Consider the following 15,394-nt stretch of genomic DNA (forward strand, 5'->3'; position numbering starts at 1 on the left):
GGCTGGCTAGAGCTTGCAGCCCGGTGCCGGATCGGCCAGGTCTGCGGCCGCGATACCGGCCACCTGGTTGACGCCGCCCCTCACCTCGCGCAGGTAGACGTTCTGCACCGGGTTGTGGGCCTTGGAGAAACTCCAGTCGCCGCGTGGGCTGGCGATGTGCGCCTGGCTCATGGCGGCGATCCAGGCCGCACGATCGGTGGTGTTACCGGCGACCTTCTGCAACGACTGGGTCAGCAGCAGACCAGTGTCGAAACCCTGCACCGCGTAGATGTCCGCCTCCTTGCCGAACTGCTGGCGATAGGCGTCACGGAAGCTAAGGTTCTGCTCGGTGTCCAGACTGTCGGCGTAGTGCAGTGTGGTCAGCACACCTTCGGCGGCCTGGCCTTGCGCGGCCAGGGTGCCCTCGGTGAGGAAGCCCGAACCCAGCAGCGGGATCTTGCCCTGCAGGCCCGCGGCGGCGTAGTCCTGGACGAACTTGGCGGCGCCGCCACCGGCGAAGAAGACGAATACCGCATCCGGCTTCAGCGCGGCGATCTCGGTCAGCTGCGACTGGAACTCCACATCCGGAAACGGCACGTAGATCTCCTTGCTGACGGTGCCACCGGCCTTCTCGAAACCTTCCTTGAAGCCCTCCACCGATTCGGTGCCGAAACCATAGCGCCAGGCCAGGGTGACGATGTTCTTGTAGCCCTTGTCGGCGGCCACCTGGCCCATCGGGTAGGCGGTCTGCCAGGAGGTAAACGAGGTGCGGAAGATGTTCGGCGCGCACAGCGGACCGGTGGCGGCGTTGAAACCGGCATTGGGGATGATCAGCGGTACGCCGCTGTCGCGGGCCACCTTGACCGCGCCCATGCCGACCCCCGAATGCACCGGCCCCACCACCACGTCGACCTTGGCGCCATCGACCAGCTTCTGCATGTTCGGCACCGCCTTGCCCGGGTTGGCTTCGCTGTCGACGCTGACGTACTCCACCGCACGCCCGCCGAGCTGACCGCCCTGCTGCTCGATGGCCATCTTCATGCCGTTGGTGATGGCCTCGCCGAGGGCCGCATAGGTGCCGGTGTAGGGCAGCAACAGGCCGACCTTGACCGGGTCGGCGGCCTGGGCCTGGTTGCCCAGGGCCAGCAGCAGGGTGGCGGTACCGAGGGTGGAAGCGATTTTCTTATAGTTGTTCATCGTGAGTTTCCATGGTCGCAAGGTTGTCGGGATGTAACGGATCTAAGTTGCGCCGCGCCGACGCCCAGGCCGGAGCGGCGCAGGAAGTCAGAGCAGGCTCCAGGTGTAATTGAAAATCAGCCGGTTCTCGTCGACGTCGGTGCGGTAGTTGGAGCGCGCGGTGACGTTGCGCACTTTCACGCCCAGGCCCTTGAGCGAGCCGCTCTGCACCACGTAGCCGATGTCCAGGTCGCGCTCCCACTCCTTGCCCTCGAAGCCGCGGCCGGTGTCGACGTTGTCGCCTTGGATGTAGCGCACCCCGGCCACCAGGCCCGGCGCGCCCAGGGCCGCGAAGTCGTAGTCGTAGCGGACTTGCCAGGAGCGCTCGTCGGCCGAATCGAAGGTGAAGGTCGGCACCTCGTTGCCCAGCGGGCTGACGTTGGCGAACACCCGCGGCAGGCCGTCGTCGCCGAACATCGCCTGGTAGCCGAGGTAGAAGGTGTGGCCACCGTACTTGGCCGACAGCAGCGAATACGCCGCCTGGTTGTCCAGCTTGCCGATCAACTGCTCGCCGTCCTCGGCCGAGTCGAAGTAGCCGAGGCTGGCACCGAGCACCCAGTCGCCCACCGGCTCGCTGTGTTTGAGGCTGAAATGGCGCTGGTTGTAGAGGTCCTGCAGCTGGGCGTACCAGGCACCGACCGCGGTGCGGTTGTCGTTGAAGGCATAGTCGGCACCGGCGTAGTTGAACCGGTCGGTGGTGACCAACTGGCCGGCCTGACGGCGCGGGACGAAACCCACCATGGCGCCGAGCTCGCCGTCACCCGCCTCGTTGCGCAGGCTGGTGGAACGCAGCTGGCCGCCTTGCAGGGTCAACCCGGCGAACTCGTTGGAGACCAGGCTGGCGCCCTGGTAGGTCGGCGGCAGCAGGCGGATATCGCCGAAGTAGAGCACCGGCAGCATCAACTGCTGCTCGCCGATCCTCAGCTCGGTCTTCGATACCTTGACCTTCAGCGCCGCGCCCAGGCGGCTGTACTCGTCGGCCGCCCTGCCCTCGTCAGTCACCGGCAGCAGGCCGGTATTGACCCGGTCCGGGCTGCTGTCGAGCTTGAGGCCGAGCAGGCCCACGGCATCGATGCCGAAGCCGACGGTGCCCGGGGTATAGCCGGACTTGAAGTTGAGGATGAAGCCCTGGGCCCACTCCTCGGCCTTGGACTGCTGGTTCGGCCCGACGATGTCGGAGTAGTCGCGACTGAAGTAGTAGTTGCGCGCCGTTAGGGTGGCGCTGCTGCCGGCGACGAAGCCGCCTTCGGCCGCCATCAGACTAGCGGGCAAGGCCAGGGCGACGGCCAGGGACAAGGGGGCCCGCAATACGCGGGGTGCAGGGATCGATTGCATCATCGTTTCACTCTTTGTAGTTGTTGTCGTGATGTTGACTTCCACCCTTGCCGGCAACGAGTCGCGGCAACGCAAGCGGGTGGCCTTACCCCCGCCCTGCCCCGGTATCCCCCAGGCAAGGCGGCAATAACCGATGGAACGGCCGGCCTAGCGCGCCACCTCCCGTTCGCCCAGCGCCTCGGCCCGGGACGCCTGGTTGTTGCGTCGCGCGCCGAGCAGCAGGTGGGCGGCGATGCCGAAGATCAGCCCCCAGAAGGCGGCCGACAGGCCGAGCAGGGACATGCCCGAGGCCGTCACCAGGAAGGTGATCAGCGCCGCTTCGCGGTCCTCCGGCACCGCCATGGCGCCGGCCAGGGCACCGCCGATGGCGCCGAACAGCGCCAGCCCGGCCAGCGCGGCGATCAGCTCTTTGGGCAAGGCGCCGAACAGCGACACCAGGGTCGCGCCGAACAGCCCCAGCAGCAGGTAGCACAGGCCGCCGACGACGCCGGCCACGTAGCGTTTGCGCGGGTCTTCATGGGCTTCGCGGCCGGTGCAGATGGCCGCGGTAATGGCCGCCAGGTTCAGGCCGTGGCAGCCGAATGGCGCCAGCAGCAGACTGGCTGTGGCACTGGCACTGATGAGGGGGCTGGCCGGGGTCTGGTAGCCGGCGTTGCGCAGCACCGCCATGCCGGGCACGAACTGCCCGGTCAGCGCCACCATCACCAGCGGCAAGGCGATATTCAGGATCGCCGCCAGGCTGAACTCCGGGGTGATCCACACCGGCACGGCCAGGCCGATCACCAGCGCTTCGCCATGCAGTTCGCCAGTGGCGAAGGCGACCAGGCCGCCGACCAGCAGCACCGCCATCACCGCGTAGCGCGGCAGCAGGCGCTTGCAGATCAGGTAGGTGGCGAACATCGCCAGCACCAGCACGGGCTGGCTCTTCAGCGAGACGAACAGGCCGGTGCCGAAGCTGAACAGGATGCCGGCCAGCATGGCCGCGGAGATCGCCGCCGGCAGGCGACCGATGATGCGGTCGAAGGCGCCGGACAGGCCGACCAGGAGGATGATCAGGTTGGCCACCAGGTAGGCGCCGACCGCCTCGTTCAGGCTGATCTGCGGCAGCAGGGTGACCAGCAGGGCCGAGCCCGGCGCCGACCAGGCGATGACCAGCGGAACCCGGTAGCGCAGGCTCAGGCCGATGCCGAGCACGGCGCTGCCGATGGAGATGGCCCAGACCCAGGACGACAACAGGGCATGGGACAGGCCGGCGCTGTCGGCCGCCTGGAAGATGATCACCAGGGGCCCGGCGTAGGAAATCAGCGTGGCGATGCAGCCTGCCACCAGGGCAGACAGCGAGAAATCGTGGAACAAGGTTTTCATAAGACCTCGTCGTCAGGGTGCAGCTCGCCATCCGTGGCCAGAAGCCCGGATCGCTGTTGTTGTGGGTGAAGCGGGGAGCCCTCGGGTGGATGGCGCTGTGGCCATCCGCCCTTGGTTCCAGGCCTAGGGTTCGGGGAGTGAGCACCAGCTCCCCCCTGCCCTTTAGGCGTCCTGCAGGGCCCGCGGACGCTGGCTGCGCAGCTCGGCGGCCGGCGCCGGCGCCTTCTGCACCTCGAAGTCGAACACCAGTTCGGCGAAACGACCCTGCACGCCACAGGCCTCGGCCGCGGCGGCGTCCTCGACGAAGCGCAGCTTGCCGACCAGACCCTCGCGGGTGGCATAGGCGAAGTCGTCCCACAGGTACTGGTCGCCATCCAGGTTGATCTGGGTGGTCAGGTGGCGGTGGCCCGGCGCCGCGACGAAGAAGTGGATATGCGCCGGACGCTGGCCGTGGCGGCCGAGCAGGTCCAGGCATTCCTGGGTCGGGCCGTCCGGGGCGCAGCCGTAGCCGCTCGGCACTATGCTGCGCGCGCGGTAGCGGCCTTCGGCGTCGGTGACGATGCGCCGGCGCAGGTTGTACTCGCTCTGGCTCTTGTCGAAGAAGGAGTAGTTGCCCTTGGTGTTGGCGTGCCACAGGTCGACCACCGCGCCGGCCACGGGCTGGCCGTCGGTGTCGCGCACCACGCCCTCGAGGAACATCACCGTGGCTTCATCCAACTCGCTGCCGTCGTCCATCCGTGCCTCGCCCTCGCAGATCGGCGCGCCGGCCACGTACAGCGGGCCCTCGATGGTCCGCGGGGTACCGCCGCTGAGGCCGGCTTCGGCGTCCTTGGCATCCTGCAGCAGGTCGAGGAAGTGCTCCAGGCCCAGGCCCGGCACCAGCAGGCCGAACTCGCTGCGTGCGCCCAGGCGGTTGAGGTAGTCGACGGCGGTCCAGAACTCGTCGTCGCTTACCTGCAGGTCTTCGATGATCTTGGCCGCGTCGTTGATGATGCGCAGCATGATCTGCTTGACCCGCGGGCTGCCCTGGTCGTTAGTGAGGCCGGCGGCCTCTTCGAAGAACTTCTGGATCTCGGCAGTGTGGGAAATCTTGATAGTCATGACGGTTAACCTCGCGTTGTTGTTATGGCGCCGGGCTTAGCGGTCGTCGGAATGGATCGACGAGGGGTGGCGGCATAGGCCGTCGATCTCGATATCCATGTAGGGGAACAGCGGCAGCTGCATCAGGGTGTCGTGCAGCGCCTCGACGCTCTCCAGGTCGAACAGGCTGTAGTTAGCGTAGTGCCCGGCGATGCGCCACAGGTGGCGCCACTTGCCCTCGCGCTGCAGACGCTGGGCCAGTTCCTTCTCGTCGGCCTTGAGCTGGGTGGCGCGGGCCGGGTCCATGTCCGCCGGCAGTCTTACGGTCATCTTCACGTGGAACAGCATGGGATCGATCTCCTCGTTAGGGACGGCGGAAGAACGCCAGGCGCTCTTCGTCCAGGGTCAGGCCCAGGCCCGGGGTGGCCGGCACCTGCAGGTGGAAGTCGCGGTACTGCGGCGCCTCGGTGACGATCTCCTCGGTCAGCAGCAGCGGGCCGAACAGCTCGGTGTGCCAGGTCAGCTGACGCAGGGTGAGGAAGGCATGGGCCGAGGCCAGGGTGCCGATTGCCCCTTCGAGCATGGTCCCGCCGTACAGGGCGATGCCGGCGCTTTCTGCGATCTGCGCGGTACGCAGCACGGCACGCGGGCCGCCGTTCTTGGCGATCTTCAGGGCGAACACGCTGGCGGCGCCGTCGGCGGCCAGGCTGAAGGCGTCCTCGACGCTCTCGATGGATTCGTCGGCCATGATCGGCGCCGGGCTGCGCTGATTCAGGCGGATCTGCCCGCCACGATTGATCCGCGCGATGGGCTGCTCGATCAGGTCGATGCCGTTGTCGCCGAGGATGCGACAGGCGCGCAGGGCCACCGACTCGTCCCAGGCCTGGTTGACGTCGACCCGCACGCTGGCCGAGTCGCCCAGGGCCTGTTTGATGGCGATCACATGCTTGAGGTCGCGGTCGACCTCGCCGGCGCCGATCTTCAGCTTGAAGATGCGGTGGCGGCGCGCCTCGAGCATCTGCTCGGCCTCGGCGATGTCCTTGGCGGTGTCGCCCGACGCCAGGGTCCAGGCCACCTCCAGGCTGTCGCGCACGCGGCCGCCGAGCAGCTCGCTGACCGCAAGGCCCAGGCGCTTGCCCTGGGCGTCGAGCAGCGCGCTTTCGATGCCGGACTTGGCGAAGGTATTGCCCTTGGCCGCCTTGTCCAGTCGCTGCATGGCGGCGTTGATATTGGCCGCGTCCTGACCGAGCAGCAGCGGGCCGAGGTGGCTGTCGATGTTCTGCTTGATGCTCTCCGGGCTCTCGTTGCCGTAGGCCAGGCCACCGATGGTGGTGGACTCGCCCAGGCCTTCGATACCGTCCGCGCAGCGCAGGCGGATCACCACCAGGGTCTGTTTCTGCATGGTGTGCATCGCCAGCTTGTGCGGGCGGATGGTCGGCAGATCGACGATGATCGCCTCGATGCTTTCGATCAGGACTTGACTCATTTCGGCTCAGATTCCGCAGGGTGTGATCAGGAAGCCGCCACCGCAGCACCCGGCGCGGCACGACGGCGGCGCTGGCTGCTGAGGGCGAACAGGGTCATGGCGAGGGCCGCTACCGCGCCCGGCACGGCGAAGGCCATGAAGTTGAGCTGCAGCGGCAGGTCGATGGCCATCAGCGCGCCGCCCAGCAGCGGCCCGACTATGGCGCCGTTGCGGCCGATGCCCGAGGCCCAGCCGAGGCCCGTGGAGCGGATCGACAGGCCATAGAACTGCGCGGCGCCGGCGTACAGCAGGATCTGCGTGCCGATGGTGGTGGCGCCGGCGATGAAGATCAGCAGATAGAGCAGCGCGGGCGCGCTCTTGAAACCGAGCAGGCTGATGGAGACGGCGGCGGCGATGAAGAAGGCCACCATCACCTTGCTCAGGTTGAAGCGGTCGCCCAGCCAGCCGCCGAGGATGGCGCCGGCCATGCCGCCGAAGTTCAGCGCCAGCAGGAACGACAGGCTTGAGCCCAGGCTGTAGCCGGCGCTGGCCATCAGTTTCGGCAACCAGGAACTCAGCGCATAGACCATCAACAGGCAGCAGAAGAACGCCAGCCACAGGCACAGGGTGCGCAGTGCGCGGCCCTCGCGGAACAGCTCGAACACGCCCACGCCCTGGCCCTTGTTCTCGCTCATCACCAGCTCGCCGCTGTTGGCGAGCGGCACGTCCGGCGCGATCCGCTGCAGGATGGCGCGGGCCTGGGCATGACGACCCTGGCGCACCAGGAAGCCGACCGACTCCGGCAGCTTCCACAGGATCAGCGGCAGCAGCAACAGCGGCACGCCGGCGGCGAAGAACATCGATTCCCAGCCGAAACGCGGCAACATGTAGATGCCGACGCCGGCGGCGAGCATGCCGCCCAGCGAATAGCCGCTGAACATCACCGCCACCAGGGTGCTGCGCAGGCGCTTGGGCGCGTACTCGTTCATCAGCGCCACGGCATTGGGCATCAGGCCGCCGCAGCCGAGGCCGGCGAGGAAGCGGCAGATGCCGAACTCGGTCGGGTTGCTGGCGAAACCGTTGATGATGGTCGCGCTGGAAAACAGCGCGAAGCAGATGGCGATGCCCTTCTTGCGGCCGATGCGGTCGGCCAGGGTGCCGAAGGCCAGGGCGCCGAACATCATGCCGAACAGCGCATAGCTGCCCAGGGCGCCGGCCTCGAGCGGGGTCAGGCCCCACTCCTGCATGATCGCCGGCAGCACCACGCCGTAGATGAACAGGTCATAACCGTCGAAGATCAGCAGCAGGGCGCACAGCGCCATGACCATCCAGTGGAAGCGGGTGAAGCCCGCGTTGTCGATGATGTCGTGGACGTCGATTTTGCTCATGGCTCGGGACTCTTTTGTTGTTGTGATACGAGTGCGTCCTGGCGGGTCTATCCCTCGGCGGTGGCGAGCGGGCTCAGCCCAGATCTCCACCGCCCACCGGCAGGGTCACGCCGGTGATGTAGGCGGCTTCATCGGAAGCCAGGAAGAGGATCGCGCCGACCTGCTCGTCGATGGTGCCGTAGCGCTTCATCAGGCTGCTCTGCACGGTCTGGTCGACGATCTGCTGGTACCAGCGCTTCTCCTGCTCGCTCGGTTCGGCGGCGTTGCGCGGAATACGGCGCGGCGGCGCCTCGGTGCCGCCCGGCGCGGTGGCGTTGACGCGGATGCCGCGCTCGGCGGTTTCGAACGCCAGGCAGGCGGTCAGCGCATTGACGCCGCCCTTCGCCGCGCCGTAGGGCACGCGATTGACGCCGCGGGTGGCGATGGAGGAGACGTTGACGATGGCGCCGCTGCCCTGCTCGAGCATGTGCGGCAGGGCGGCGTGGCAGCACCACAGGGTGGGGAACAGCGAGCGGCGCACCTCGGCCTCGATCTCCCCGGCCCGGTAGTGCTCGAACGGCTTGGCCCAGATGGTGCCGCCGACGTTGTTGACCAGGATGTCCAGGCGGCCGAAATGCTCGAGCGCCGCCATCATCACCCGCTGGCAATCGGCGAACTGCTCCAGGTCGGCGGTCAGGCACAGCACCGGGCCAATGCCGTCCAGCTCGTGGACCAGCTCGGAACGGTCGACCACGACCAGGCGCGCGCCCTCCTCGGCCATGCGCTCGGCCACCCGCCGACCTATGCCCTGGGCGGCGCCGGTGATCACCGCCACCTTGTCTTGAAAACGCTTGCTCATAGTCCCGACCTCACTCAACGAAGCCCCCGGGGCAATGGGCTGCCCCCCGACGCTTCAAGTCCCGTAGCCCGGATGAAATCCGGGACTGCGCTGGCGGCTTCGCCCGGATGCGCTCCGGGCCGGCCGCCCTCTCGAATAAAACAGGCCCACCTACGGGGGTAGGCGGACCAAAGGAGCTCTCAGGCGCTGGCGGCGAACTTCTCGTAGTAGAAGTTCGCGGGCTGAATGCCCTGCTCGCGGATGTAGTGACTGACGGCCTCGACCATCGGCGGCGGACCGCACAGGTACACGTCCACCTCGCCGTCGTTGAGGTGCTTGGGCTCGATGTGCTGGGTGACATAGCCCTTGTGGGGGTAGCTGCTGTCCGGATTGGCCACGCAGGCGCTGAAGCTGAAGTTGGGGATGCGCGCGGCGAAGGCCTCGAGCCTGTCCATCTCCACCAGGTCGAAGTCGTTGGTCACCCCGTAGATCAGGTGCAGCGGATGCGCGCTGCCCTGCTCGGCGATCTTCTCGAGCATCGCGGTGAAGGGCGCCAGGCCGGTGCCGCCGGCCAGCAACAGCAGCGGTCGCTTGATCTCGCGCAGGTAGAAGCTGCCCAGGGGGCCGGCCAGGGTCATGCTGTCGCCCGCCTTGGCCAGGCCGGTGAGGAAGCTGCTCATCAGCCCACCCGGTACGTTGCGGATCAGGAAGCTGACCTCGCCATCCTTCTGCAGGGTGCTGAAGGAGTAGGCACGGGTCTGCTCGCTGCCCGGCACCTGCAGGTTGACGTACTGGCCCGGCAGGAAGCTCAGCTTGGCCAGCGACTCGCCCTTGATCGACAGCGCGATGGTGCTGTCGGAGAGCTGGCGCACTGCGCTGATCGCCGCCGAGAAGCTGGCCTGCTGGGTCTTGCACAGCTCCGACGACGCCGGCACACGAACCACACAGTCACTCTGCGCACGCATCTGGCAGGTCAGCACGTAGCCCTGCTCGGCCTCTTCCTCGCTCAGCGCGTCCTCGACGTAGTCCTCGCCCAGCTCATAGCGGCCGGCTTCGGCGAAGCACTTGCAGGTGCCACAGGCACCGTCGCGGCAGTCCAGGGGAATATTGATGCCCTGGCGGTAGGCGGCGTCGGCGACGGTTTCGCTGGCGTCGGCATCGATGAAGCGGGTGACCCCGTCTTCGAAATTCAGTGCGATCTTGTGGCTCATGGCACACCTCGCTTGGCAATGGTTACACACGGTTTCGGGCGTTCTTGGCGCGAGCGCGTCCCTGACGGGAAGGCAACCGGCCTCCCTGCCTCAGAGGCGCGCCTGCGCCGGCTCCGAACGGGTAATCAGATGTGGTAGACGTCGATGACCTGACGCACGTAGTCGTTCTTCAGCACCACCTTCTTGGCCTTGATCAGCGGGCTGTCGCCGCGCACGTCGAGGGTGTAGAAGCTCGTGCCGAAGTAGCTGTCCACGGTCTTGTAGCGGAAGCTCAGGGTGTGCCAGTTGAAGCGCAGCTTGCACAGCCCGTCAGCCTGCTCGAGGATCTCGATGTTGCTGATGTTGTGCGAGGTGCGGGTGTCCGGGATGGTGGCGCTGGAACGCTCGGTCTTGATGCGAAAGACCCGATCCTCCAGACCGCCGCGGTTGCCGTACCAGATCAGCGAGATTTCGCTCTGCGGGTCCTCGGTCAGCTCATCGTTGTCGTCCCAGGACGGCATCCAGAAGCTCGCGTCGGCCGCATACAGCTCCAGCCAGCTGTCCCACTCCTTGTCGTCCAGGTAGCGCGCCTCGCGGTAGAGGAAGTCACGCACGGCGTCATAGGAAATGCTCATCACGCACCCTCCACGTGAATCAGTTGCTCTTGTTCCTTGCGCAGCGCCTCGATCATGGTGCGCTGCCAGTACTGGTGCTGCAGCACGAACAGGCCTTCATCCTCGGTGCGTACGCCGCTCAGCAGGGGCTTGAGTTCGATCTCCTCGGCGGCCTGATCGGCGCCCTCGATCCAGTGCTCGGCGCCGCGCGACATGTCGTTCCAGCCACGGCTGCCCTGATAGCCGAGCTGGCAGGAGCGGAACTCCTCCAGGTCGTCCGGGGTGGCCATGCCGCTGACGTTGAAGAAATCCTCGTACTGGCGGATGCGCTTGGCCCGGGCATCGCTGCTCTCGCCCCTGGGCGCGATGCAGTAGATGGTGATCTCGGTCTTGTCCACGGAGATCGGCCGGGCGATGCGGATCTGCGAGCTGAACTGGTCCATCAGGTAGACGTTCGGGTACAGGCACAGGTTGCGCGAGTTCTCGATCATCCAGTTGGCCCGGGCCTGGCCGAACTCGCCGGCCAACTGGTCGCGGCGCTCGTACAGCGGGCGATCCTCGGGGTTGGCCCAACGGGTCCAGAGCAGCAGGTGGCCCTTGTCGAAGGAGTAGAAGCCGCCGCCGTTCTTGGCCCAGCTGCCGGCGCTCATGGTCTTGATCTCTTCGCCGGCCTCGCGCTGTTTGCGCTGCTGCTGGGTGGCCGCGTAGTTCCAGTGCACCGAGCTGACGTGGTAGCCGTCGGCGCCGTTCTCGGCGGTCAGCTTCCAGTTGCCCTCGTAGATGTAGCTGCTCGAGCCGCGCAGCACTTCCAGGCCGTCCGGCGACTGGTCGACGATCATGTCGATGATCTTCGCCGACTCGCCGAGATGCTCGACCAGCGGCGGCACGTCGGGATTGAGGCTGCCGAACAGGAAGCCGCGATAGGACTCGAAGCGCGCGACCCTGGTCAGGTCGTGGGAGCCGTCGCAATTGAAGCTCGACGGATAGCCGGCCTCCTTCGGGTCCTTGACCTTGAGCAGCTTGCCGGAGTTGTTGAAGGTCCAGCCATGGAACGGGCAGGTATAGGAACTCTTGTTACCGGTCTTGTGCCGGCACAACATGGCGCCACGGTGGCTGCAGGCGTTGAGGAAGGCGTTCAGCTCACCGTCCTTGTTGCGCGCGATGAAGATCGACTGGCGCCCCATGGTGGTGGTGAGGTAGTCGTTGACGTTGGGGATCTGGCTCTCGTGGGCCAGATACAGCCAGTTGCCCTCGAAGATGTGCTTCATCTCCAGGTCGAACAACCGGGGATCGGTGAACATCTCCCGCTTGCAGCGGTAGAGGCCCTTGTCCTTGTCTTCTTCAAGCAGGCTATCGAGGTAATCGAATCCCAGGGTCATGGCCGTGGCTCCGTTGTTATTGTTTCAACGGTGTTAAGGCTACGAGCCCGGCTTGTCGGACAATATCCGCTTTGTGCACGACCGTTATCCATTTTCTGCAGACTGCAGGAAATGGCTGGAACCGCAGTCGAGCAGGCACACGCGAGCCGCCGCTGGCGCACGCGACTGGCCGCTCAAGGTCGTATCAGGTGGCTCGGGAGGCGATCACAGACATGGCGCGAGCGCGCGCCAGGCCGAGCATCAGCCGCGGCGGCGCAGGGTGTCCGAAGGCAGTTCGCCGAAGCTGTTCTTGTAGCACTCGGAGAAGCGCCCGAGGTGGGTGAAGCCGTAGTCCAGGGCGATCTCGGTGACGCTGCGCACGTGGCAGCTCGGATCGCTCAGACAGCTGTGGATGCGCGCCAGCTTGCGCTCGCGCACGTACTGTTTGGGGGTGCTGCCGGAGTGGCGCTCGAACAGCGCATAGAGCGAGCGCAGGCTGATCTGCGCACAGACCGCCAGGTGCTCGGCGCTGATGTCCTGCTTGAGGTTGTTCTCGATGTACTCGATCAGGTGTTCGAAAGGAGCGGCCTGGGGCAGCGGCTGTTCGCGACAGAGGTTGCTGCCGAGCTGGGTCAGCAGCTTGCTGGCGATGATGCGACTGTAGTGCTCCTGGGTCTGCAGGGCGTTGTCGTCCGCCTCGGCCTCCAGGCACACCAGGCCGAGCAGACGGGTCAGACTCTCCAGCTCCTGCAGGCTGTAGAGGTTGCGGGCGAAGTGGATACCCTGCTCCGGGATTCGCCAGCGCTGCTCCTCGCACACAGCCCGCAGCAGACTGACCGGCAGCTTGACGATGAACTTCTCGCAATCCTCGGAATACGTCAGGTCGACCGGGTCGTCGGGGTTGATCAGCAGCAATTCGCCGGGAGCCAGGAAGTGCTCGTCGTGGCGCTGGCGCCACAGGCAGTGGCCCTTGAGCAAGATCTGCAGGTGGTAGATGGTCTCCAGGGCCTCGGAGGTAACCCGCGCACTGCCGCCATAGCTGATCCTACACAGGTCCAGGTCGGCGAACTTGCGGTGGTTAAGACTGGCTGACAGGCCACCCTTGCTAGGCAGCTTGATGCAATGGTGGCCCACGTGCTGGTTAACGTAACCCGACACGGCATAGGGGTCGGCATGGTCGAACACCATGCTTTTATCACTCAGAAGCAGCATGCACGCAGTACCTGATCATTGCTTGTTATTGCTTTTATGAGGGCGCACGATCATCCGTGCGTAGCGCCAACTGGTATTTTTCGAGTGTATGCAATACCCGGCTGCCAGCTCGACAACCGGATAAACGGCCGCGACGGCGATGGCAGCCCGAACCATAAGTAACCGGTGGAAACTGCGTCAATCCGCGCCCGAGAATTGCGGGCGGTTATCGGGCGCCGGACATGATCAGCCCGGCGTAAACAACTGGCTACTCAACTCGCGACTAGCCTCGAGCATGATCGGCAGGTAGCGCTTTTCCAGCTCGCTCACCGACACCCGCCCGGCATGGGTGCTGACATTCATCGCCGCCAGCACATGGCCTGCCGAGTCCTGTACCGGCACGGCCAACGAACGCAACCCCTGCTCGAGCTCCTGGTCGACTATGCACCAACCCTGCTGGCGGACCTGCTGCAGGCAGGCCCAGAGGGCCTCCGGGGTATGCAGGGTACGGCTGGTCTTGGGCTGCAGCTCGGCATGGTTGAGGTAGTCGTGCAGGCTGTCGTCGTCCAGGGCGGCCAGCAGGATGCGGCCCATGGAGGTGCAGTAGGCCGGCAGGCGACTGCCGACACTCAGGTCCACCGAGATCAAGCGCTGGGGAATCGCCGAGCGAGCGATATACAGCACCTGCTCACCCTCCAGGGTGGCCAGGTTGCAGGCCTCGTGCAGTTGCTCGCTGATGCGGTCCAGATAGGGCTGCGCCGACACTGCCAGAGGCGTGGACGACAGGTAGGCATGGCCCAGGGTCAGCACCTTGGGCAGTAGCGAATAGGTGCGCCCATCGGTGGTGGCGTAACCCAGTTGCATCAGGGTGTACAGGCAGCGGCGCACGGCGGCGCGGGGAATATCCGTGCGGTGGCTGATCTGCGCGATGGTCAGGTGGCGCTTGCGTTCCTGAAAGGCATTGATCACCGCCAGGCCCCGGGCCAGGGAGGCCATGAAGTTCGGATCGCCGGCGAACTCGGCGATGCGCTGGGCCGGCGACACATAGGGCGGCGGTGCCAAGGGCGGCTGGGGCGGTCGTGGTTCGCTCATACAGTCTCCGATAGCGGACATGTTTGATGTCGGAGCGATTATCGAACCATAGTTCGATAATCGCAATTGACCCCGCAGTTCCACCTGATAACCTTGCCTGCACCCAGTCTTGCGATCGCTACGGTCAGGTACCTGCCACGGACTGGGCATGGTTCTGCCCACGAAGCGGAATCATTTCCTCCCGCCGGTCCACGCCCCGGCAAGGGTAGGAGCGCCCCCCGCCCTGGTCGAATACTGCTCAGGGGCGGGGACGCGCCACTACTTATCGGCATTATCCGAGAAAGCGTGGCGCCCTGGCGGGACATGCAACCGGCCAGTCGGCGCCGATACTCGCACCGTTAGCCCCTACACCCAGAGCGACCATGACCCGACGCGGCCGCAGGCGACTCAGGGTTGCGCCCGCAGACCGGGCATCTCCTGCCCCGGCAGCCATTGGTGATGGATCGCCGCAAAGCTGCCGTCGCGCTTCATGCCATCCAGCTCATCCTGCCAGCGGGCGACCAGTGAAGGGTCGGTCTCGGACGAGAAGGCAATGTAGCTGTAGCTGCGCAGGAAGCTGAACAGCAGTTTCACCTCGCCTTCGCGTAGCCCACCGCGGGCCAGGTACGCCGACAGTCCAAGGTTATCCATCACCATCAGCCTCACCCGCCCGTGCTTGAGCATCTGTACGACCATGTCCGGTCCGGGAACCGGGTGCAGATTGGTGAACCCCTCGGCGAGCAGCAGCTGATGGCTGTACCACTCGCGCGGGACCGCGATCTCGCCGTGGTGCCGCGCATCGTCGAGGCTGTCGATGCTCGGCGCCGAACGGGTCAGCCCGTAGAAGCTGGTGATGTTCACGGTGATCGGCCCCACCCACTGGAACAAGGGCTCGCGCTCTGCCGTGCGCATCGCGACGAAGAGCCCTGCATTGGGCAAAGCCAGCGCTTCCCGATAGGCACGTGCCCAAGGCACCACCTCCAGGGTGATCGGCTGGCCGCTGCGCCGAGCCAGTTCGCGTACCACGTCCACCGCCATGCCAACCGGCTCTCCATCGCGACTGAAGTTCACCGGCGGGTATTCCTGAGAAAACAGACGCAAGGCTTCGGCCGACGAGGACAACGGCGGCCACACCCCCAGTAGCAGAGCCGACAAGCAGCAATGGAGCAACGAGCGCAAGGCGATGCCCTCGGCAGATGACATTGGCTGTAGCTTAGTCCTTAGCATTGAACAGCCGCGGTACACCCGCCAACCGGACTTCCAAAGCCCAGGAACGCCTGAGTCAGTCCGCAGCAGAGCTGCGAG

The 15,394-nt window shown here is 65.9% G+C and carries 14 protein-coding genes; all 14 read right to left on the bottom strand.

What is annotated here, in order from left to right:
- Positions 1 to 6 precede the first annotated feature (6 nt).
- Positions 7 to 1,176, bottom strand: coding sequence for an ABC transporter substrate-binding protein (locus SBP02_RS11625; protein WP_318641892.1), 1,170 nt, complete (start codon positions 1,174 to 1,176; stop codon positions 7 to 9).
- Positions 1,177 to 1,263: 87 nt separating this feature from the next.
- Positions 1,264 to 2,553 carry an OprD family porin gene (locus SBP02_RS11630; RefSeq protein ID WP_318641894.1) on the bottom strand — a complete coding sequence of 430 codons (1,290 nt, stop codon included), beginning with the start codon at positions 2,551 to 2,553 and terminating at the stop codon, positions 1,264 to 1,266.
- 144 nt (positions 2,554 to 2,697) lie between these two features.
- A complete protein-coding gene (locus SBP02_RS11635; RefSeq protein ID WP_318641897.1) occupies positions 2,698 to 3,915 on the bottom strand; it encodes a benzoate/H(+) symporter BenE family transporter in 1,218 nt (405 codons plus the stop codon).
- 162 nt (positions 3,916 to 4,077) lie between these two features.
- On the bottom strand, positions 4,078 to 5,016 hold the full coding sequence (gene catA / locus SBP02_RS11640) for a catechol 1,2-dioxygenase (protein WP_318641899.1): 939 nt from the start codon (positions 5,014 to 5,016) through the stop codon (positions 4,078 to 4,080).
- 36 nt (positions 5,017 to 5,052) lie between these two features.
- On the bottom strand, positions 5,053 to 5,343 hold the full coding sequence (catC, locus tag SBP02_RS11645) for a muconolactone Delta-isomerase (protein ID WP_318641901.1): 291 nt from the start codon (positions 5,341 to 5,343) through the stop codon (positions 5,053 to 5,055).
- 16 nt (positions 5,344 to 5,359) lie between these two features.
- Positions 5,360 to 6,481 carry a muconate cycloisomerase family protein gene (locus SBP02_RS11650; protein ID WP_318641903.1) on the bottom strand — a complete coding sequence of 374 codons (1,122 nt, stop codon included), beginning with the start codon at positions 6,479 to 6,481 and terminating at the stop codon, positions 5,360 to 5,362.
- Between the two features lie 26 nt (positions 6,482 to 6,507).
- Positions 6,508 to 7,848 carry an MFS transporter gene (locus tag SBP02_RS11655; RefSeq protein WP_318641905.1) on the bottom strand — a complete coding sequence of 447 codons (1,341 nt, stop codon included), beginning with the start codon at positions 7,846 to 7,848 and terminating at the stop codon, positions 6,508 to 6,510.
- A gap of 73 nt (positions 7,849 to 7,921) precedes the next feature.
- Positions 7,922 to 8,686 (bottom strand): 1,6-dihydroxycyclohexa-2,4-diene-1-carboxylate dehydrogenase, encoded by a 765-nt coding sequence (locus SBP02_RS11660; protein ID WP_318641907.1) that lies wholly within the window; start codon positions 8,684 to 8,686, stop codon positions 7,922 to 7,924.
- A 179-nt stretch (positions 8,687 to 8,865) separates the two neighbouring features.
- Complete coding sequence (benC, locus tag SBP02_RS11665) at positions 8,866 to 9,876, bottom strand: benzoate 1,2-dioxygenase electron transfer component BenC (RefSeq protein WP_318641909.1); 1,011 nt, start codon at positions 9,874 to 9,876, stop codon at positions 8,866 to 8,868.
- 125 nt (positions 9,877 to 10,001) lie between these two features.
- Positions 10,002 to 10,490 (bottom strand): benzoate 1,2-dioxygenase small subunit, encoded by a 489-nt coding sequence (gene benB, locus SBP02_RS11670; RefSeq protein WP_318641911.1) that lies wholly within the window; start codon positions 10,488 to 10,490, stop codon positions 10,002 to 10,004.
- Positions 10,490 to 11,848, bottom strand: coding sequence for a benzoate 1,2-dioxygenase large subunit (gene benA / locus SBP02_RS11675; protein WP_318641913.1), 1,359 nt, complete (start codon positions 11,846 to 11,848; stop codon positions 10,490 to 10,492). Before benA ends, benB begins: the two co-directional genes overlap by 1 nt.
- Before the next feature lie 240 nt (positions 11,849 to 12,088).
- Entirely contained in the window at positions 12,089 to 13,039 is a 951-nt protein-coding gene (locus SBP02_RS11680; RefSeq protein WP_318641915.1) for an AraC family transcriptional regulator, read from the bottom strand.
- Between the two features lie 225 nt (positions 13,040 to 13,264).
- Positions 13,265 to 14,110, bottom strand: a complete 846-nt coding sequence (locus SBP02_RS11685) for an IclR family transcriptional regulator (protein WP_318641917.1) — start codon at positions 14,108 to 14,110, stop codon at positions 13,265 to 13,267.
- 387 nt (positions 14,111 to 14,497) lie between these two features.
- Positions 14,498 to 15,292 (bottom strand): substrate-binding periplasmic protein, encoded by a 795-nt coding sequence (locus SBP02_RS11690; RefSeq protein ID WP_318641919.1) that lies wholly within the window; start codon positions 15,290 to 15,292, stop codon positions 14,498 to 14,500.
- Positions 15,293 to 15,394: the final 102 nt, after the last annotated feature.

This window comes from Pseudomonas benzenivorans (assembly GCF_033547155.1).
Classification (GTDB): domain Bacteria; phylum Pseudomonadota; class Gammaproteobacteria; order Pseudomonadales; family Pseudomonadaceae; genus Aquipseudomonas; species Aquipseudomonas benzenivorans_B.